16 protein-coding genes are annotated in these 16,708 nt (G+C 74.3%); 9 read left to right on the top strand and 7 right to left on the bottom strand.

The genetic code is table 11. The features are described 5' to 3' along the window. Positions 1-61: 61 nt before the first annotated feature. A complete protein-coding gene (locus tag ACFW3D_RS08660) occupies positions 62-361 on the top strand; it encodes a hypothetical protein (protein ID WP_500502871.1) in 300 nt (99 codons plus the stop codon). 21 nt (positions 362-382) lie between these two features. Here the strand turns inward: ACFW3D_RS08660 and ACFW3D_RS08665 are convergent, their stop codons facing one another. The 3 genes from ACFW3D_RS08665 to ACFW3D_RS08675 all read right to left on the bottom strand — a co-directional run bounded on the left by ACFW3D_RS08665 (position 383) and on the right by ACFW3D_RS08675 (position 2,125). Then, positions 383-1,117 (bottom strand): hypothetical protein, encoded by a 735-nt coding sequence (locus ACFW3D_RS08665; RefSeq protein WP_500502873.1) that lies wholly within the window; start codon positions 1,115-1,117, stop codon positions 383-385. 11 nt (positions 1,118-1,128) lie between these two features. Beyond that, positions 1,129-1,713 carry an RNA polymerase sigma factor gene (locus ACFW3D_RS08670; protein ID WP_500502875.1) on the bottom strand — a complete coding sequence of 195 codons (585 nt, stop codon included), beginning with the start codon at positions 1,711-1,713 and terminating at the stop codon, positions 1,129-1,131. Between the two features lie 61 nt (positions 1,714-1,774). Next, positions 1,775-2,125, bottom strand: a complete 351-nt coding sequence (locus tag ACFW3D_RS08675) for a hypothetical protein (protein WP_500502877.1) — start codon at positions 2,123-2,125, stop codon at positions 1,775-1,777. Positions 2,126-2,978: 853 nt separating this feature from the next. Between ACFW3D_RS08675 and ACFW3D_RS08680 the strand changes: the two genes are divergently transcribed. Both ACFW3D_RS08680 and ACFW3D_RS08685 read left to right on the top strand, forming a co-directional pair. Then, positions 2,979-5,297, top strand: a complete 2,319-nt coding sequence (locus tag ACFW3D_RS08680; protein WP_500502879.1) for a bifunctional polysaccharide deacetylase/glycosyltransferase family 2 protein — start codon at positions 2,979-2,981, stop codon at positions 5,295-5,297. Positions 5,298-5,353: 56 nt separating this feature from the next. Then, complete coding sequence (locus tag ACFW3D_RS08685; protein WP_499600019.1) at positions 5,354-5,575, top strand: cold shock domain-containing protein; 222 nt, start codon at positions 5,354-5,356, stop codon at positions 5,573-5,575. Positions 5,576-5,602: 27 nt separating this feature from the next. On the opposite strand, the gene ACFW3D_RS08690 is transcribed toward ACFW3D_RS08685, so the two are convergent. Then, a complete protein-coding gene (locus tag ACFW3D_RS08690) occupies positions 5,603-6,043 on the bottom strand; it encodes an Lrp/AsnC family transcriptional regulator (protein WP_500502881.1) in 441 nt (146 codons plus the stop codon). Between the two features lie 5 nt (positions 6,044-6,048). Beyond that, positions 6,049-7,407, bottom strand: coding sequence for a transaminase (locus ACFW3D_RS08695; protein WP_500502883.1), 1,359 nt, complete (start codon positions 7,405-7,407; stop codon positions 6,049-6,051). Between the two features lie 259 nt (positions 7,408-7,666). Between ACFW3D_RS08695 and ACFW3D_RS08700 the strand changes: the two genes are divergently transcribed. From ACFW3D_RS08700 to ACFW3D_RS08710, 3 genes are all read left to right on the top strand, one after another. Next, the gene (locus ACFW3D_RS08700) at positions 7,667-8,062 is read left to right on the top strand and encodes a nuclear transport factor 2 family protein (protein ID WP_500502910.1); all 396 of its coding nucleotides are present in this window, start codon (positions 7,667-7,669) and stop codon (positions 8,060-8,062) included. Between the two features lie 509 nt (positions 8,063-8,571). After that, positions 8,572-8,781, top strand: coding sequence for a heavy-metal-associated domain-containing protein (locus ACFW3D_RS08705; protein ID WP_500502885.1), 210 nt, complete (start codon positions 8,572-8,574; stop codon positions 8,779-8,781). Beyond that, a complete protein-coding gene (locus ACFW3D_RS08710) occupies positions 8,778-11,066 on the top strand; it encodes a heavy metal translocating P-type ATPase (RefSeq protein WP_500502886.1) in 2,289 nt (762 codons plus the stop codon). The genes ACFW3D_RS08705 and ACFW3D_RS08710 overlap by 4 nt, the downstream gene beginning before the upstream one ends. A 33-nt stretch (positions 11,067-11,099) precedes the next feature. Here ACFW3D_RS08710 and ACFW3D_RS08715 read toward each other — a convergent pair whose 3' ends face one another. Beyond that, the gene (locus tag ACFW3D_RS08715; RefSeq protein ID WP_500502888.1) at positions 11,100-11,519 is read right to left on the bottom strand and encodes an SsgA family sporulation/cell division regulator; all 420 of its coding nucleotides are present in this window, start codon (positions 11,517-11,519) and stop codon (positions 11,100-11,102) included. 157 nt (positions 11,520-11,676) lie between these two features. Between ACFW3D_RS08715 and ACFW3D_RS08720 the strand changes: the two genes are divergently transcribed. Both ACFW3D_RS08720 and ACFW3D_RS08725 read left to right on the top strand, forming a co-directional pair. Beyond that, positions 11,677-12,867: a winged helix DNA-binding domain-containing protein gene (locus tag ACFW3D_RS08720; RefSeq protein ID WP_500502890.1), complete on the top strand. Its 1,191-nt coding sequence runs from the start codon at positions 11,677-11,679 to the stop codon at positions 12,865-12,867. A 74-nt stretch (positions 12,868-12,941) separates the two neighbouring features. Beyond that, positions 12,942-13,130 (top strand): hypothetical protein, encoded by a 189-nt coding sequence (locus tag ACFW3D_RS08725; protein WP_431959569.1) that lies wholly within the window; start codon positions 12,942-12,944, stop codon positions 13,128-13,130. 58 nt (positions 13,131-13,188) lie between these two features. On the opposite strand, the gene ACFW3D_RS08730 is transcribed toward ACFW3D_RS08725, so the two are convergent. Then, positions 13,189-15,414, bottom strand: a complete 2,226-nt coding sequence (locus ACFW3D_RS08730) for a D-alanyl-D-alanine carboxypeptidase (RefSeq protein ID WP_500502892.1) — start codon at positions 15,412-15,414, stop codon at positions 13,189-13,191. A gap of 483 nt (positions 15,415-15,897) precedes the next feature. Here ACFW3D_RS08730 and ACFW3D_RS08735 point away from each other — a divergent pair, with 483 nt between their 5' ends. Beyond that, positions 15,898-16,608: a GOLPH3/VPS74 family protein gene (locus ACFW3D_RS08735; RefSeq protein ID WP_499600008.1), complete on the top strand. Its 711-nt coding sequence runs from the start codon at positions 15,898-15,900 to the stop codon at positions 16,606-16,608. Positions 16,609-16,708: the final 100 nt, after the last annotated feature.

Consider the following 16,708-nt stretch of genomic DNA (forward strand, 5'->3'; position numbering starts at 1 on the left):
CCGGCACGGGCAGGCCGGTGTGCGGTCCGGCGCGTCCGGAATCCTGGAAGGTCACGCGTTCATGCAGAGCTACGCCTCGGCGCAATTGGCATCACCTGTTACCTACTTCCAGACGGCGGCGTTCTGCTGCCTGGTGGCGGTCGTGCTCATACGGGCGGGCCGCGTGTGGCGCCGCGCGGCCCGGGGACTGCTCGCGCCCGACGAGCCGGTGCGGATGGAGTCGGCGCCGGCGCCGATCCCGGCGTCCTCGCGGGCACAGGGCAACCGGACCGTGGGGCGGGTCTACCTCTGCTTCGGCTGGTTCCTGGTGCTGGGGACGGTGGTCAACCTGGTCAACGGCTTCCGCTCGATGTGGAGCTGAGGGCCCGTCGGACCCGTCCGGTCAGCGGTGGCGGCCGCCCTCCGGGGTCTCCGGGCGGGCCGGCGGCGCCGTGACCTCGGGGGCGCCGGTGAGCCGGGCGCAGTAGGCGGGCACGGCGGCGGCACCGGCGGCGGCTCGTTCGAGCCGGGCCAGGGTGGAGGCGTTGACGCTCTTGTGGTGCTCGGCGGCCTTGACGTACGTCTGGCACAGCCCCTTCAGCCCGGCGTCCGTGGGCGCGGCGAACGGGGGCACGGAGGCGTGCGGGCCGCGTGAGGTGACTGCCGGGGCCGCGGGCGTGGCGGTGGTGCCCTGCGGGCCCCGTGGGGAGGCGCTGCGCGTACCGCCGCCCGACCCCGCGGGCGCGGAGGACGAGGGGGCGGGCGACACAGGCCGGGATCCGGCCGTGCCCGAGTGGAAGGGGCCGGGGAGCGAACCCGACTGCGCCGCCACGGCCACGCCGCCGAGGGCGAAGACCGCGACGAGTCCGCCGAGCGCCGCCCTGGTGCGCCGGGCGGACCGGACGCCGCGGGCCCGTCCGCGGCCGTGGCCGCCGCTCGCGGCGACCCGGGCCTCCCGGAATGCCGCCAGCGCGGCGCGCTCGCGCTCGGGGTCGCCCGGCAGGGGTGCCGCGGCGACCGCGAGGAGGCGTGCGAGGGCGTCCGTCCGGCCGTCGCCGGCCGCGGTGGGGTCCGCGTCGAGGAGGCGTTCGGCCAGGGACGCGTCCATCCGGTCGTCGTGTGCTCGGCTGTCCTTCATCCGTCAGTCCGTCACTTCTCCATGGCGCCGTCGAGGCGCTCGGCGAGGCGTTTCAGGCCCCGGTGGGCGGCGGTCCGCACCGCGCCCGGGCGCTTGCCGAGGACCTTGGCCGCGGCGGGGGCGTCGAGCCCGACCACGACCCGCAGCAGGACGGCCTCGGCCTGGTCCTGCGGCAGACCCGCGATCAGTTCGAGCGCGCGCCGCGTGGACAGGTTCTCCAGGGCGCTGCCCCCGGCGTCCTCCGGCGTCGCGGGCTCGGCGGTGCGCTCCTCCAGGGGCGCGGTGCGCGGCCGGGCCTTGATGCGGCGCAGGTGGTCCAGCGCGCGGTGCCGGGCGATGGTGGCCGCCCAGCCCCGGAAGGCCTGGCCGCCGCCGCGGAAGCCGCGCAGGTCCCGTACGACGTCGTGCCAGGTCTCGGAGGCCACGTCCTCGGCGTCATTGCCCACCAGGCCGTGCAGGTAGCCCAGCAGCATCGGATGGACCTCCCGGTACAGGACGCCGAACGCGGACTCGTCCCCGGTACGGGCCCGCTGGACCGCGTCGCCCAGTTCGTCCTCGCCCATCCGGTCGCGCCGGCGGACCTCCGCCTTGCCCACTGCGTCCTCTTCGTGTCGTCGGGCCCGTGCCGCCGGCCGCCGCGCCGCGGTGCGGCGGGCGTCACACCTCGGCCCGGCCCACCACCGAGAGGCAGAAGAGGCGCAGGCTGTCCGCCGGACCGTTCTCGTACCGCTTGACCGCCTTGCCCAGCGGGTTCCACACCCTTCCGTCGGGCGTCCGGATACCGAACGGCTGGCCGAATGTATCGCGCTGCTCCTCGTCGAAGTCCACCCAGGCCGCTCCGGCGGTGCGGACCAGCACCTCTCCCGCGTAGGCGCCGAACCCGCGGAGCATGGGGGCGACGGCCTCGATGGGCGGTTGCTCGCCGCGGATCGCCTCGATGACGCGGTCGACCAGGCCGAGGCTGGCCGAGGAGTAGTCGAGCCTGACACGGGAGCCCTCCCTGGCCATGGACACGACATCCGCGGCGAGACGAGGACCCAGAACCGTCGCCGGTGGATTTCTCACGTCCTGCTTCATCGTGCCCCTTCGCTCGTCGTCCCCGTCCGCGTGTGACGCGTGTGGCTACTGAGTGGGGCGCGGCGGGCCGTGAAAGCGTTACACCCCCGGCACCGGGGCTCAGGAACAACTACGACGAAGAGATCAAAGCCCAGGAAGCCACCACATGCCGCTCTTGAGCGGAATATGGTGCCGGTCGCCAAGGAGGCGGGGTCGCTTGTAGGGTGCGCCGCCGTGCACCGAACCCCTGGCCCCGAAACGACCCGGCCGCAGCAAGAGCGCCCCGTCGCGCGCGCCCGCCATGCCGTCGCCGGTCCCGTCTTCGTGGACGCCTCCGGGCGCCGTCAGCGGCGCGTCCGCAGGCTCGGGCTGCTGCTCGCCGTGCCCGCGGTCGCATACGTGGCCCTTTTGGTGAGCGCCGTGCTGGGTGGGCCCGGGGCCTCTTCGCCGTACCTTCCGTTGCCGGAGTCCGCCGAGCGCCACTCCGGCGGTCCGGAGTCCGGGGCACCGCAGCCCGGCGGAGGCGGCACGCCCCGTCCGGCGTCGGCACCGTCCGGGACACCGGAGGGTCTGCCCGGCCAGGCCTCCCGGACACCTGGATCCGCCCCCGGGCCGACGGCCGCGGCCCGGACCACCACCGGACCGGGCCCGGCCGCGAGCACCGTGCCGGGGACCGCGAAGACGACCCCGGCATCCGCCGTGGTCCGGGGCAGGAGTACGGCATCCCACCCCGCCCCCGCCCACGGCACCGGTCGCGCCCGCGACTAGGGACGGCCGTGTCCCACCGCCGAGGAGAGCGACCCCGATGAGCCGTGCCCAGACCCGCCGCCCCCGCAGACGCGGCCACCGCGGCATCGTGCGCAACGTGCCGCTGCGTACGCACTGGCTCCTGCTGACAACGCTGGTCCTGACGTTGAGCGCGGCACTGGTCATCCAGGGCTACACCCACCACATGTCCGGGATCGGCGACGACGCCGCCACGCCGCTCGGTGCCTCCGATCAGGTGCCGTCCACCGTGACCCGCGGCGGCCCGGTCGTCGACGGCTCCCAGGACGCCGTCCGTACCGCCGGTCCCAGGGCGCGCACCGTCGCCCTCACTTTCGATGACGGGCCGGACCCGGAGTGGACGCCGAAGATCCTCGACGTTCTGCGCCGCCATCACGTGCACGCCACGTTCTTCGTGGTCGGCACCCAGGTCGCCGCCCATCCGGAACTGGTGCGGCGCATCCTCGCCGAGGGGCACGAGATCGGCGTCCACACCTTCACCCACACCGATCTGGGCACGCTCCCGGAGTGGCAGCGCTCGCTCGAACTGCGCGAGACCCAACTGGCACTGGCGGGTGCCACCGGGACGACCAGCTCGCTGCTGCGCCCGCCGTACTCGTCCGGGAACGCGGCGGTGACGAACCAGGACTGGTCCGCGATCCGGGCGGCCGCCGGGGATGGCTACCTGACCGTGCTCAGCACGCTCGACAGCGGTGACTGGCGGCGGCCGGGTGCGGACCGGATCGTCGCCGACTCGGTCCCGCGCGGCACGGCCGGGCAGATCCTCCTGATGCACGACGGCGGCGGAGACCGCTCGCAGACGCTGGAGGCCCTGGACCCGCTGCTCTCGACGCTCGCCGACCGGGGCTTCTCCGTCACCACGGTGAGCGGAGCGGTACGGCTGACGCAGTCCACCCGGCCCGCCGCAACCGGTGACCACTGGCTGGGTCTGGGGCTCATCGGCGCACTCACCGCAAGCGAGTGGGCCCTGCGGATCCTCGGCTGGCTGCTGTACGCGGCAGGCGCACTCGCCCTGCTGCGCGCCGCAGCCGTCATGGTCGCGGCACGACGGCACGTCCGCAGGCGCGGGATCCCGTGGGGGCCGCCGGTGACGGCTCCGGTCTCCGTCATCGTGCCCGCGTACAACGAGAGCGCCGGTATCGAGGCGGCGGTCCGTTCGCTCCTGGCCTCCGACCACCCTGTCGAGGTCGTCGTCGTCGACGACGGCTCCACCGACGGCACGGCCGACCTCGTCGAGTCGCTGCGGCTGCCGTCCGTGCGTGTCATCCGGCAGACCAATGCGGGCAAGCCCGCGGCGCTCAACACCGGGATCGCCGCGGCCTCGTACGACCTGCTCGTAATGGTCGACGGCGACACGGTCTTCGAACCCGACGCGGTGCGCAGACTCGTGCAGCCCTTCGCCGATCCGGGTATCGGCGCGGTGTCCGGCAACGCCAAGGTCATCAACCGCCGGGGCCTGCTGGGCCGCTGGCAGCACATCGAGTACGTGGTGGGTTTCAACCTCGACCGCCGCCTGTTCGACCTCGCGGAGTGCATGCCCACCGTCCCCGGCGCCGTGGGCGCGTTCCGTCGCGACGCACTGGTGAGGGCCGGCGGGGTGAGCGACGACACGCTCGCCGAGGACACCGACCTGACCATGTCACTCTGCCGTGCCGGCTGGCGGGTGGTGTACCAGGAGGACGCGATCGCCTGGACCGAGGCCCCGGCCTCGCTGGGGGCGTTGTGGCGCCAGCGGTACCGCTGGTGCTACGGCACGCTGCAGGCGATGTGGAAGCACCGCGGCGCGCTCCTGCAGTCCGGTGCGGCCGGCAAGCTCGGCCGCCGCGGCCTGCTGTACCTGATGCTCTTCCAGGTCCTGCTGCCGCTGCTGGCCCCGGTGGTCGACGTCTTCGCCGTGTACGGGCTGGTCTTCCTCGACCCCGTCCGCATCATCGGGCTGTGGCTGGGGTTCCTGGCGCTGCAGGCCGTGATGGGCCTGTACGCCTTCCGGCTGGACGGCGAGCGGGCGGGCCCTCTGTGGAGCCTGCCCCTGCAGCAGTTCGTCTACCGGCAGCTGATGTACCTCGTGGTGATCCAGTCGGTGGCCACCGCCCTCGCCGGGTCACGGTTGCGCTGGCAGCGGATGGAGCGCTACGGCAGTCTGTCCGTCCCGGCGCCGGGACCAGGTCCGCAGGCGCCGGCCGGGACGGCGGGATCGCCCACGCCGCTGGCCGACTCCTGGATCGAGGAGGCCCGGACCTCCCGTGACGTGGATGTCCCTCATCTGCACGGGTCCTACCTGCCGGAGGCCCACCCTCCGGCGGACGCCGCACCGTGGGACGGCCGGCAGGGCTGGTGACCTCCGTCGACCGTCGTGGACGCGCCGCGCGGCGCGGACGCGCTTAGGCTGCGGGCATGGCGCATGCGACCGTACGCGAGTGGTACGAGGAAGAGGGCTGGGGCGTGCTGGACTGCCCGGAGACGCCCGGTGGATGCTTCGCCCACTACAGCGACATCGAGATGAACGGCTTCCGCACGCTGTCCGCCGGCCAGTCGGTGGCCCTGGAGTGGGAGGCGCCGGGCTTCGCGCAGGACGGGTACGAGTACCGCGCCCTGCGCGTCGTGCCGAAGGGCTGACCGGGCGGGTCCGGCGCACGTCCCCGCTCAGCCCACGTCCCACAGGAAGCGGTGGGTGTGGATGCCGAAGTACGGGAAGGTGTCCACGCCCGCGACTCCCTCGGCGGCCCTGACGACGTCGTTGACGAAGTCCAGCAGGTCGGACGGACCCGGGCAGACGACCTCGGCGAAGAGGGCGTAGGGCCCGGCGGTGAGGACCGCGTAGACGACCTCGTCCCGGGCGGCGAGCGTGTCCGCGACCGCACGCGGGTCGCCGTCCACCCGGACCCCGAGCAGCGCCATCGCCTGACCGCCCATGGCCATGGGGTCGGTGACGCCCACCACCTGCACGACCTTGCCGTCGATCAGCCTCTGCAGGCGCTGGCGGGCGGCGGACGGGGAGAGCCCGACCTTGGGGCCGAGGTCCGCGTACGGGATGCGGCCGTCGGTCTGGAGCTCGCGGAGGATGGCGCGGTCGATGTCGTCCACGTTGCTCAGCCTGCCAGTTCGGCCAGGGCCGCGGCGAAGAGGGCGGTGTGGGTGTCGACGTCGGCCTCGGTGGTGGCCGGGCACATCAGTGCCATGTTGTGGAACGGCGTCATGAGGATGCCCCGGTTGGCCAGCCACAGGTGCAGGAAGTCCTCCAGTTCGGGGTCGGAGACGGCCGCCGACTCGCTGCCGTCGCGCGGCGCGGGTGAGGCGAAGCGGTACTCCGTGCGGGCGCCGAGGCGGCTGACGGACCAGGGCAGGCCGTGGGCGGCGACGGCGTCGGCGACGCCCCGCTCGAAGCGGGCGGCGAGGGCGGACATGGCGGTGAACGCGTCGTCGGTGAGGACGTGTTCGAGGGTGGCGCGCATGGCGGCGACGGACAGGGCGTTGCCCGCCAGGGTGCCGCCGACGCCGCCCATGTCGACCAGGTCCAGGTCGCCCCGGGACAGGAGGCGGTCGGCGAGGTCGGCGGACAGTCCGTAGGCACCGGCCGGCACACCGCCGGCGATGGCCTTGCCGATGGTGAGGACGTCGGGTTCCAGGGACCACGCGGCGGTGGCGCCGCCGGGCCCGGCGGAGAAGGTGTGGGTCTCGTCGTTGATCAGCAGGACGCCGTGCCGGCGGGTGATCTCGCGGACACCCTCCAGATAGCCGGGCTCGGGCAGCACGATCCCGATGTTGGTGAGGGCGGGCTCCATCAGGACGGCGGCCACGTCCCCGTGCGCGAGCTCCCGCTCCAGTCCCTCCAGGTCGTTGAACTCCGCGACGCGGCTGGTCAGCGTGACGTCGCAGGGCGCTCCGACGTTGCCCGGGCGGCTCGCCCCGCCGCGGCCGCCGGGGCCGGTGACGATCAGGGACTCGTCGACGCTGCCGTGGTAGCAGTAGCTGTTGAAGAGGATCTTCTGCCGCCCGGTGACGGCGCGGGCGAGCCGGATCGCCCACCGGTTGGCGTCGGTCGCGGTCAGCGAGTACGACCAGCGGGGCAGCCCGAAGCGGCGGGCCAGTTCGGCGCCGACCCACTCGGCGTCCTCGGTGGGGAGCATCGCGGTGGCACCGCCCTGCTCGCGGTAGCGGCGTTCGATCGCCTCCGCCACGGGTTCCGGGGAGTGCCCGGCCATGGCGCCGGTGTCGCCGAGGCAGAAGTCCACGTACTCGTGGCCGTCGATGTCGGTCACGCGGGCGCCGCGCGCACCGGCCAGGTAGCGGGGGAAGGCGCCCGCGTTCTTGTTCATCCAGGTCATCGGCACCCGGCCGAAGAGGTGGTCGGCCGCCTCGTACGCGGCGCGCGACCTGGGGTTGCGGGCGGCGGCCTCGGCGGTCTCCCGCGCGAGCAGTACCTTCAGGCGGGTGCGGTCGACGGACATGAGGGCCTCCTCGGCTACGGGCGGCTCCGACCATACGCGCGATTCCGCTGTTCAGTCACCCCCTGGCACGTGATTCGATCGTGCACGCGATCGAATCCCTATCCGATGGGCCACCGAGGACCGTGGGACCGCTGCGCTCCGGATCGTCCGCGGGCGCGTCGGGCACGCCGCGGCCGCAGCAGGTGCGCCCGCCGGGGACCGGTGTCAGGGTGGCTTGTGTCGGTCCGGGGGCGGACGGCAGGGAAAGGCGGCGATGGCCATGGCGGCACACCCGCACGCCATGCTGGTCGAGAAGGCGTACGCGGCGTTCACCCGGGGCGACATGGACGCGCTGGCCGGCCTGCTGGCCGGGGACGCGGCGCACCACTCCCCCGGCGACCATCCGCTCGCCGGGCACTACAAGGGCCGGGACGAGATCATCGGCTACTACCGCAGGCTCGCCGAGGAGACCGACGGCAGCATGCGGGTCCAGTTGCGGCAGGTGCTCGTCGACGGCCGCGGACATGCCATGTCCCTCCACCACCTCACCGCCGAGCGCGGGAGCGGGTACCTCGACCAGCCGGGCGGCATCGTGTTCCGGATCGTCGGCGACCGGATCACGGACCTGGACGAGTGCGTCTGCGACCTCGAGGCCACCAACCGCTTCTGGTCCTGAGCGGGCGGCGCCCCGGGCCTCCGCGGCCGCCGACCCAGGTCCGGCCGGGCGGGGCTCCCGCACGGCGTTGACGACCGGGTCGAGGGTGGCGGCGCGCCCTGCAGTGCCCTGCGGCGGAGCGGCGCCGCTCTCCGGTGAGCGGAGGGGCCGGGGCACCGGTCGTACACGGCTCCGCCGGGCTACCCGCCGCGCTTCCCGCGGCGGGTCGCGACGCGTGGCGGCCCGGGCGGAAGGACGCGACGCGCACGACCGCTCCGAGATCGCACGCGGCCGCCCCTTCCGCCGGCCGGTCGCGGCCGAGGGGTCAAGGCACTCCGGGTCGGGCCGAGTTGCCATGGCCGGCGGCGCGGCACGCGTCCACGGGCGCGCGGAACCCCCGCCACACCACCCCCCGCTCCCCCACCCTCCCCTTCCCCGATACCCCTAGGGGGTATAGTTTGGTCATGGGTGGACGGCACGGTGCCCGACGCCGTACACCGGAACACGCACAGAACGCACGAGGAGAACCCATGTCTGTCAGCTACAGCGTCTCCGGGATGAGCTGCGGTCACTGCGAGTCCGCGGTCAGCAAGGAGGTCGCGGCGCTCCCCGGTGTGACCGGCATCACGGTGGACGCCAAGACCGGTCTGCTCACCATCGACTCCGACGCGCCCCTGGAGGAGGCGGTCGTCCGCGCGGCCGTCGACGAGGCGGGCTACGAACTGGTCGGCCGGGCATGACCCTCCCGGATCAGCAGCAGGTCACCCCGCGGATCGCCGCGCAGGCCGCCCCTGCGGGCGTCACCGAGCTCGAACTCGCGATCGGCGGGATGACCTGCGCCTCGTGCGCGGCGCGGATCGAGAAGAAGCTCAACCGGATGGACGGCGTCACCGCCACCGTCAACTACGCCACCGAGAAGGCCAAGGTGGCGTTCGGCGACGGGATCGGCGTCGGCGACCTGATCGCCACCGTCGAGGCCACCGGTTACACCGCCGCGCTCCCCGCCCCGCCGGTCACCGCCGCGCCCCAGGAGGAGCCGGAGTCCGAGCCGGGCGAGCTCACGACGCTGCGGCAGCGGCTGCTGACCGCCGTCGTGCTCGCCGTTCCCGTCATCGCGATGGCCATGGTCCCGGCCCTGCAGTTCCGCAACTGGCAGTGGCTGTCGCTGACCCTGGCCGCGCCGGTCGTGGCGTACGCGGCGTGGCCCTTCCACCGCGCGGCGTGGACGAACCTGCGGCACGGCGCCACCACCATGGACACGCTGATCTCCATGGGAACGCTGGCCGCCTTCGGCTGGTCCGTGTGGGCTCTCTTCCTCGGCGACGCGGGCGTGCCCGGTCTGACGCACCCCTTCGAGCTGACCGTCGCCCCCGGCCACGGATCCGCCAACCTGTACCTGGAAGTGGCCTCCGGTGTCACCGCCTTCATCCTGGCCGGGCGCTACTTCGAGGCCCGTTCCAAGCGCCGGGCAGGCGCCGCGCTGCGCGCCCTGATGGAGCTGGGCGCCAGGGACGTCGGCGTGCTGCGCGGCGGGCGCGAGGTACGCGTCCCCACGGCCGAACTGGCCGTCGGCGACCTGTTCGTGGTGCGGCCGGGCGAGAGGGTCGCCACCGACGGCGTCGTACGGGAGGGCACCTCCGCGGTCGACGCCTCGATGCTCACCGGCGAGTCCGTCCCCGTCGAGGTGGGGCCGGGCGAAGCCGTCACCGGAGCCACCGTGAACGCCGGCGGCCGACTGGTCGTGGAGGCCGCCCGGGTCGGCGCCGACACCCAGCTGGCCCGCATGGCGCGTCTGGTGGAGGACGCCCAGAACGGCAAGGCGGCGGCGCAGCGCCTCGCCGACCGGATCTCCGCGGTGTTCGTCCCCGTCGTGATCGGGCTCGCGCTGGCGACCCTCGGCTTCTGGCTCGGCAACGGCTCGGGCCCGGCCGCCGCCTTCACCGCGGCCGTCGCCGTGCTGATCATCGCCTGCCCGTGCGCGCTCGGTCTGGCCACCCCCACGGCGCTGTTGGTCGGAACCGGACGTGGCGCGCAGCTCGGCATCCTCATCAAGGGGCCCGAGGTCCTGGAGACCACCCGCCGGGTCGACACCATCGTGCTCGACAAGACCGGCACGGTGACCACCGGCGCCATGACGCTGACCGCCGTCCACCCGGCCGAGGGCGAACGGGAGGACGAGGTGCTGCGCCTGGCCGGAGCCCTGGAGCACGCCTCCGAGCACCCCATCGCCCGCGCGATCGCCCGGGCGGCGGAGGATCGCACCGGCGCCCTGCCCGGCGTCACGGACTTCCGCGCGCTGCCCGGACTCGGCGTCCTCGGCACCGTCGACGGCCACGAGGTCACCGTCGGGCGCCAGGAACTGCCCGAGCCGCTGCCGGCGGGGCTGGCCCGCGCCAAGGCGGAGGCCGAGGCGCGTGGCAGCACGGTGGTCACGGCCGCCTGGGACGGCCGCGCCCGCGCCGTGCTCGTCGTCGCCGACGCCGTGAAGCCGACCAGCGCCGACGCCGTCCGCATGCTGCGCGGCCTCGGCCTCACCCCGGTGCTGCTGACCGGGGACCACGGGACGGTGGCCCGGGCCGTCGCCGCCGAGGTCGGCATCGACGCCGCCGATGTGATCGCGGACGTCATGCCGGAGGACAAGGTCGCCGTCGTGGCCCGGCTCCAGCGGGAGGGCAGGTCCGTCGCCATGGTCGGCGACGGCATCAACGACGCCGCCGCGCTGGCCCGCGCCGACCTCGGACTCGCCATGGGCACCGGCACGGACGCCGCGATCGAGGCGAGCGACCTCACGCTGGTCCGGGGGGACCTGAGGGTCGCCGCCGACGCCATCCGGTTGTCGCGGCGCACCCTCGGCATCATCAAGGGCAACCTCTTCTGGGCCTTCGGCTACAACGTGGCGGCACTGCCGCTCGCCGCGGCCGGGCTCCTCAACCCGATGATCGCGGGCGCCGCGATGGCCTTCTCCTCGGTCTTCGTGGTCGGCAACTCCCTGCGGCTGCGCGGTTTCCGGCCGCTCGCACGCTGACCCGCACGGCCGCCCCCCGGGCCGTGGGGGCGGTCACTCCTCGTCCAGGAGGGCGGCGACGACGGCGTCCATGTCCAGGTGGCGCAGTTCCTGCCCGGGTGGCACGGCCTCGTACACCCGGGCCAGGAAGCTCCGCAGACCGGAGGTGCGCACCTCGACGAGGGCGGTGCCCTCGTCGGTGCGGAACTCGATCGCGGTGTGCTCCGGCCCGCTCGGCCGGATGTGCACGTCGCCCTCCCCGGCGGGCTCGTACAGGCCGGTGGTGAGCAGGCCGCGGGCGAACACCCAGGTCACCTCGGCGCCGTCGAGGGAGACCTCGGCGGGGAAGGTGATCCGGGCGGCGAGCGGGTCGTCGCGGCGGTAGCGCAGGGTCGCGGTGATCTCCCGGCCCCCGGGCCCCGAGCGCGGGCTGTGCAGACGGGCCCTGACGATGTGGTCGATGTCGGTCAGCATGGCCTTCCTCGGCAGGCGGGCGGTGCGCTCCGGATGCGTTCCGGTGCACCGGGAGAGCGCCGACGGCCGCCGTCCTTACGCGACTTGCGGCTCCGATTGTGTGATGCGCGTCACAAGGAGCCGGGGCCGTTGTCGGTGGGCCGTGCCACGATGAGGCATGGACGCACGACGGACGGTGGGGGCGGAGGAGCGGCGCCGGCGCATGGCGGTGCGGCACCGGCTGACGGCGGAGCGGCGGGCGGCGACCCCCGAGGAGGTGGCCGAGTCGCTCGTGGCGCTGCACGGCACGGACCCGGCGACGGTGTACCTGTCGGCCGCGGCCAGGATGAGCGAGCCCGGCGCCGCGGCCCTGGACCGGGCGCTGTACGAGGACGGGAGCCTGACGCGGCTGCTCGCGATGCGCCGGACGATGTTCGTGGTCGCGGCCGCCTCGGCTCCGGTGGTGCTCTCCGCCGCGGCCCGGGCGATCGCCGCGCAGGAGCGGCGGAAGCTGCTCGGACACCTGGCCGACGGCGGCGGGTGGGACGAGCGGTGGCTGGCGGAGCTGGAGGAGTCGGTGCTCGCCGCGCTGGCCGGACGCGGCGAGGCGACGGCCGCGCAGCTCGCCTCCGACGTGCCCCGGCTGCGCGAGCGGGTGACGGTCGCGCGCGGCAAGCCGTACGAGGCGACCCAGGCGGTGTCGTCGCGCGTCCTGCGGGTGCTGGCGGCGGAGGGCCGGATCGTCCGCAGGCGGCCGCTGGGCGGCTGGACGAGCAGTCAGTACCGCTGGGCCCCGGGCACACCGGCACAGGCTCCCCCGGTCGCGGAGGCGCGCGCCGGACTGGTGCGCCGCTGGCTGGCCGCCTACGGGCCCGGCACGGAGGCCGACCTGAAGTGGTGGACGGGCTGGACGCTGACCGAGGTCCGCAAGGCCCTCGCGGCGCTCGGCACCGAACAGGTGCTGCTCGACGGGGAGACCGGCCATGTGCTGCCGGACGACGGCGGGCCGGTCCCGGAGACGCCGCCGTGGGCGGCGCTGCTGCCCGCGCTGGACCCGACGCCGATGGGCTGGCAGCGACGCGACTGGTACCTGCCGCAGGACGGGCGAGAGCGGGCGGCGCTCTTCGACCGGTCGGGCAACATCGGCCCCACCGTGTGGTGGAACGGCCGGGTGGTCGGCGGCTGGGCGCAGCGCGCCGACGGCGAGATAGTCCACCGCCTCTTCGACGACCCCGGCCGCGAGGCCGTCGCCGCGATCGGGGCCGAGGCCGCACGGCTGCGCGGGTGGCTGGACGGCGTCCGCGTCACGCCCCGCTTCCGGACGCCACTGGAACGGGAGTTGTCCGCGACGCCGGCTGCGCCTGCCTGAAACACCGTCACCACGGGTATGTCGCCCATGACGCCCGGTGACCGGCCGGGCGAGGACCGGGCGGAGGTGGACCGATGGAACAGGTGGCCGTGTTCTGCGGCAACTGCGACTGCGGCTGTCCCACGCTGTACGTGGACGAGGCGGCGCCGGCCGACCAGCGGGTCGTGCTGACCGACGACTTCGGGCAGCGGGTGCGGATGAGCGCCGAGCAGTTCCGCTCACTGGTCGAGGAGGCGAAGGCGGGCCGGCTGGACCACGTGTAGCGGTCCGGCCGGCCCGTCCTCCCGAACGCCCGCGCGCCGCGGGCGGGGCCGGCCCGGGTCAGGCGACCCGGGTCAGCTTCGAGCCGAAGGAGGGCTCGACGAGGGCCGACTCCAGCAGCACCGGGACCCGGATCGTGCTGTCGCCGTTGCCGACGGCGAGTTGACCGACCTGGTCACCGGCGTTCGCCGTGTGCGGGAGACCCGCCTTGCCGGCCTCCACCGAGATGTCGACCTTCAGGCCCGCCCAGCCGATCGCGGTGACGTCCTCCCCGGCCACCACCGGGGTGCGGCCGCCGAGGCCGTCGTCGACGTAGCCGACGACGTCACCCTTCTTGATGATCGTGGCCGAGGCGAGCGCGTCCCGCGTGCCGTCGATCAGGGTGTGGCTGCGGCCGAGGACCGTGTCGATGATCGGCGCCTTCTGCTGGTCGAGCATCGCGCCGACGATCAGCTGCCTGGTGCCGCCGATCTTGCGGTAGGCGGCGAAGAGAAGGTTGCCGCCGGCCTTGGTGCTGGTGCCCGTCTTGATGCCGACGATGCCGTTGTAGCCGGCCAACTGGTTGTAGTTCTTCTGGATGTTGCCGTTGATGTCCGTGTACTGGATCTTGCCGGCGATCTCCGCGAAGACCGGGTCCTTCATCGCCGCGTGCCCCAGCTTGACCTGGTCGCTCGCGGTGCTGACGGTGGTCGCCTCCAGACCGCTCGGGTCGGTGTACGTCGTGTCGTCCATCCCGAGCTCCTTGGCGGCGGCGTTCATCTTCTTCACGAACGCCTCCTCCGAACCCGCGTCCCAACGGGCCAGCAGACGGGCGATGTTGTTGGCCGAGGGCAGCATGACGGCCTCCAGCGCCTCGTACTCGCTCAGCTTCTGCCCGGCGGTGACGGGGACGACGGACTCCGACTCCTGCACGCCGCTGTGGTACTGGTCCTGGGCCTTCTGGTCGACCTCGACGGTCTTGCCCTTGCCGCCCTTCTTGATCGGGTGGTCGCGCAGGATGACGTAGGTCGTCATCACCTTGGCGACGCTCGCGATCGGCGTCGGCTCCTGCTCGCCGAACTCGCCCATGCGGCCCAGGCCCTCGGCCTCGACGACGGCCTGGCCCTCGCTGGGCCACGGGAGCGACAGCTTGTCGCCCTCGAAGGTGTACGAGGTCTCGGCGGTCGCCACCAGTTCCGGCTCGGGCAGCGGGCGCAGCGCCTGCGCCACGCAGAAGACCGCGACCAGCAGCAGGACCAGCGGGGTCCAGATCTTGACCCGCCGCACGGTCGTGCGCAGCGGTGTCTGCGGCGGCGGCGGGGTGTTGGTCAGCTCCGCCAGCAGCCGCAGCGGCTCGTCCGGGTCGGGCGGCAGCGGCATCTGCTTCGTCCGTGAACCGCCGCCGGGCTCCGTGGTCGCCGGGGCCTGCGGAGCCTGCAAAGCCTGCGGAGCCTGCGGAGTCCGCGCGGTCCCGGCCGGCGCCGGGGCCTGCGGGACCACGGTCGGCCGGTCGTCGGTCCGCAGCGGGACAAACGTTCCGCTCGGCCGGGGAGGCGTCGCGACGGGCGCGGAGGCGGAGGGCGCGCGCAGGGTCATGGTGCGGTCGCGGACGGGCGGGCCGCCGCCCTCCGTGCGGGGCGCGCGCAGCGTGAGCGTCCCCTCCCCGGCCCTGGGGGCGTCCTGTCCGCCCCCGGACGCCTCGCGCGCCCCGGGTCCGCCCTTGACGCCTCCGGGGCCCTGTGAGGGGCCCTCGGGGCCGTCGTCCGCGGACCCGTCCGGCGGGGTCTCGTCCCGGGACTCCGCGGGGGAGTCCTCCGGGGCTTCGTCCGGGGCTTCGTCCGGGGTGTCCGCAGAGGCGTTCTCGGGCGCGTGCTCCGGGGCTTCCTCCTGGACTTCGTCCGGGGCCGGATCGCCCGCGTCACCGGCGGGGGCGTCCCCGTGCTCCGCCTCGGCGTCCGACCCGGCGGCCGGCTCCTCGCCGCCCGCGGTCTCCACGACGGCGGAAGGTTCCTCCGGCTCGTCCCCGGACTCCGCGGACTCCTGCGGCTCTTCGGCTTCCACCGCGTCCTCGGCTTCCACCGCGTCCTCGGACCCGGGCTCCGCCGCGGGCTCCCCGTCGGCGGCGGCATCCTCGCCCGCGTCCCCGGCTTCGGCTTCGGCCCCGGCGGATTCCTCCGCACCGGATTCCTCCGCGTCGGCCTCCTCGGCGACTGCGTCGTCGGTACGGGATTCCGCACCGTCCCCCGCGTCATCGGCCGGAGGGGCGTCCTCCGCGTCCGGCGTGGCGTCCTGCGCCCCGCCGTCCACGTCCGCTCCGTCATCCGGCGTAGCCGAAGCACTCCGCTCGGGCTCCGAAGCGCCCTCCGCTTCGGGCGGCTCCGGCGCGAACTCCGGGTCACCGGTGGCCGGTTCCGATGCGCCCCGAGGCGCTCCCACGACCCCGCGGAAGACCGTCAGCCTCGGATCAACCGCCCCGCCTCCGGTCACCTCCCCCGACGACTCCTGCTGCTCCGCCCTGCCGGGGGACTCGCCCGCCACCGGACCTCCTCCACACTTCGCGCGATGCGCCGCCGCGGCGCCCCGCTCACCCATACACCAGTTTCCAGGCCCCGGCCGTGAAGCCGCCGCGGGACCCGCCGTGGGACGCCCCGGCCCCTCGCGAGCCACCACCGCCCTCGGTGCTAGACGAGAACGACATATGAGTCGGTTCCCGCACGAACGGGCAAGGCGCTCTCGACAGGCCGGTGTGAGAGGCGTCACCCTGTCATTCATCCACGCGGGGAGGCATGGATGGGCAGGAGCCGCAGAACACTTCCGGAGGAGCTACTGCTTCTCGCCCTGGACCCGGCCACGGGTACCACGGCGCAGCCGCAGTCGCTCGACCTCGGTCTTGCCGGGGCACAGCTAGTGGAGCTGGCCCTCGCAGGACGGATAGCCCCTGACGGGGATCGTATCGCCGTGGTGCACCCACGGCCGACAGGAGATCCGACCCTGGACTCCGCGCTCGAACTGCTGCGCCGTCGCGGCAGCCCCGTGCGCGCCGTCCACTGGATCGGCGGGCCCCGCCTGGGGCTGCGCCAGACGTATCTCGCGCATCTGGAACGGTGCGGCATGGTGCACGCCGTGCCGGGGCAGATGTGCGGGGTGCTGCCGACCACGCGCTATCAGGCGACCGACAGCGAGGTCAGCCGGGAGATCAGGGCCCGGCTGGACAGCGCGATCCGCACCGGGGTGCCACCGGACCCGCGGACCGCCGCACTCGCCGCGATCGCCCATGCCGTGGGGCTCGGCAAGCACCTGTACCCGGGCAACGAGGGCCGGTCGTCCCGATCTCGGCTCCGTGACCTGATCAGGTACGACCCCATGGGCGGCCTCGTCGCGCACGCCGTGATGGACGTGCAGAACGGTGCCGCCGCGCAGCCGAAGCGCGCCCCCGCCCAGGGGCGTCCGGCGGCGGCCAGGGCGACCGGCCACGGCATGGTCCGCGCCGGCGTCCGCTGAACCGGGGTGTCCGGGGGCAGGGCCCGGACACCGTGACGACCGCGTCCCCACCGCAACCGCCGCGCGCGGGGCGGCGACCGGCACAGGCCGGCCGCCGCCC

The organism is Streptomyces sp. NPDC058864 (assembly GCF_042742985.1).
Lineage (GTDB): Bacteria > Actinomycetota > Actinomycetes > Streptomycetales > Streptomycetaceae > Actinacidiphila.

Coding starts and splice junctions, on each gene's coding strand:
- ACFW3D_RS08700 (WP_500502910.1), top strand. CDS start 7,667: ATGGCGGCACACCCGCACGCCATGCTGGTCGAGAAGGCGTACGCGGCG.
- ACFW3D_RS08735 (WP_499600008.1), top strand. CDS start 15,898: ATGGGCAGGAGCCGCAGAACACTTCCGGAGGAGCTACTGCTTCTCGCC.
- ACFW3D_RS08720 (WP_500502890.1), top strand. CDS start 11,677: ATGGACGCACGACGGACGGTGGGGGCGGAGGAGCGGCGCCGGCGCATG.
- ACFW3D_RS08680 (WP_500502879.1), top strand. CDS start 2,979: ATGAGCCGTGCCCAGACCCGCCGCCCCCGCAGACGCGGCCACCGCGGC.
- ACFW3D_RS08695 (WP_500502883.1), bottom strand. CDS start 7,407: ATGTCCGTCGACCGCACCCGCCTGAAGGTACTGCTCGCGCGGGAGACC.
- ACFW3D_RS08665 (WP_500502873.1), bottom strand. CDS start 1,117: ATGAAGGACAGCCGAGCACACGACGACCGGATGGACGCGTCCCTGGCC.
- ACFW3D_RS08675 (WP_500502877.1), bottom strand. CDS start 2,125: ATGGCCAGGGAGGGCTCCCGTGTCAGGCTCGACTACTCCTCGGCCAGC.
- ACFW3D_RS08715 (WP_500502888.1), bottom strand. CDS start 11,519: ATGCTGACCGACATCGACCACATCGTCAGGGCCCGTCTGCACAGCCCG.
- ACFW3D_RS08725 (WP_431959569.1), top strand. CDS start 12,942: ATGGAACAGGTGGCCGTGTTCTGCGGCAACTGCGACTGCGGCTGTCCC.
- ACFW3D_RS08660 (WP_500502871.1), top strand. CDS start 62: ATGCAGAGCTACGCCTCGGCGCAATTGGCATCACCTGTTACCTACTTC.
- ACFW3D_RS08710 (WP_500502886.1), top strand. CDS start 8,778: ATGACCCTCCCGGATCAGCAGCAGGTCACCCCGCGGATCGCCGCGCAG.
- ACFW3D_RS08685 (WP_499600019.1), top strand. CDS start 5,354: ATGGCGCATGCGACCGTACGCGAGTGGTACGAGGAAGAGGGCTGGGGC.
- ACFW3D_RS08705 (WP_500502885.1), top strand. CDS start 8,572: ATGTCTGTCAGCTACAGCGTCTCCGGGATGAGCTGCGGTCACTGCGAG.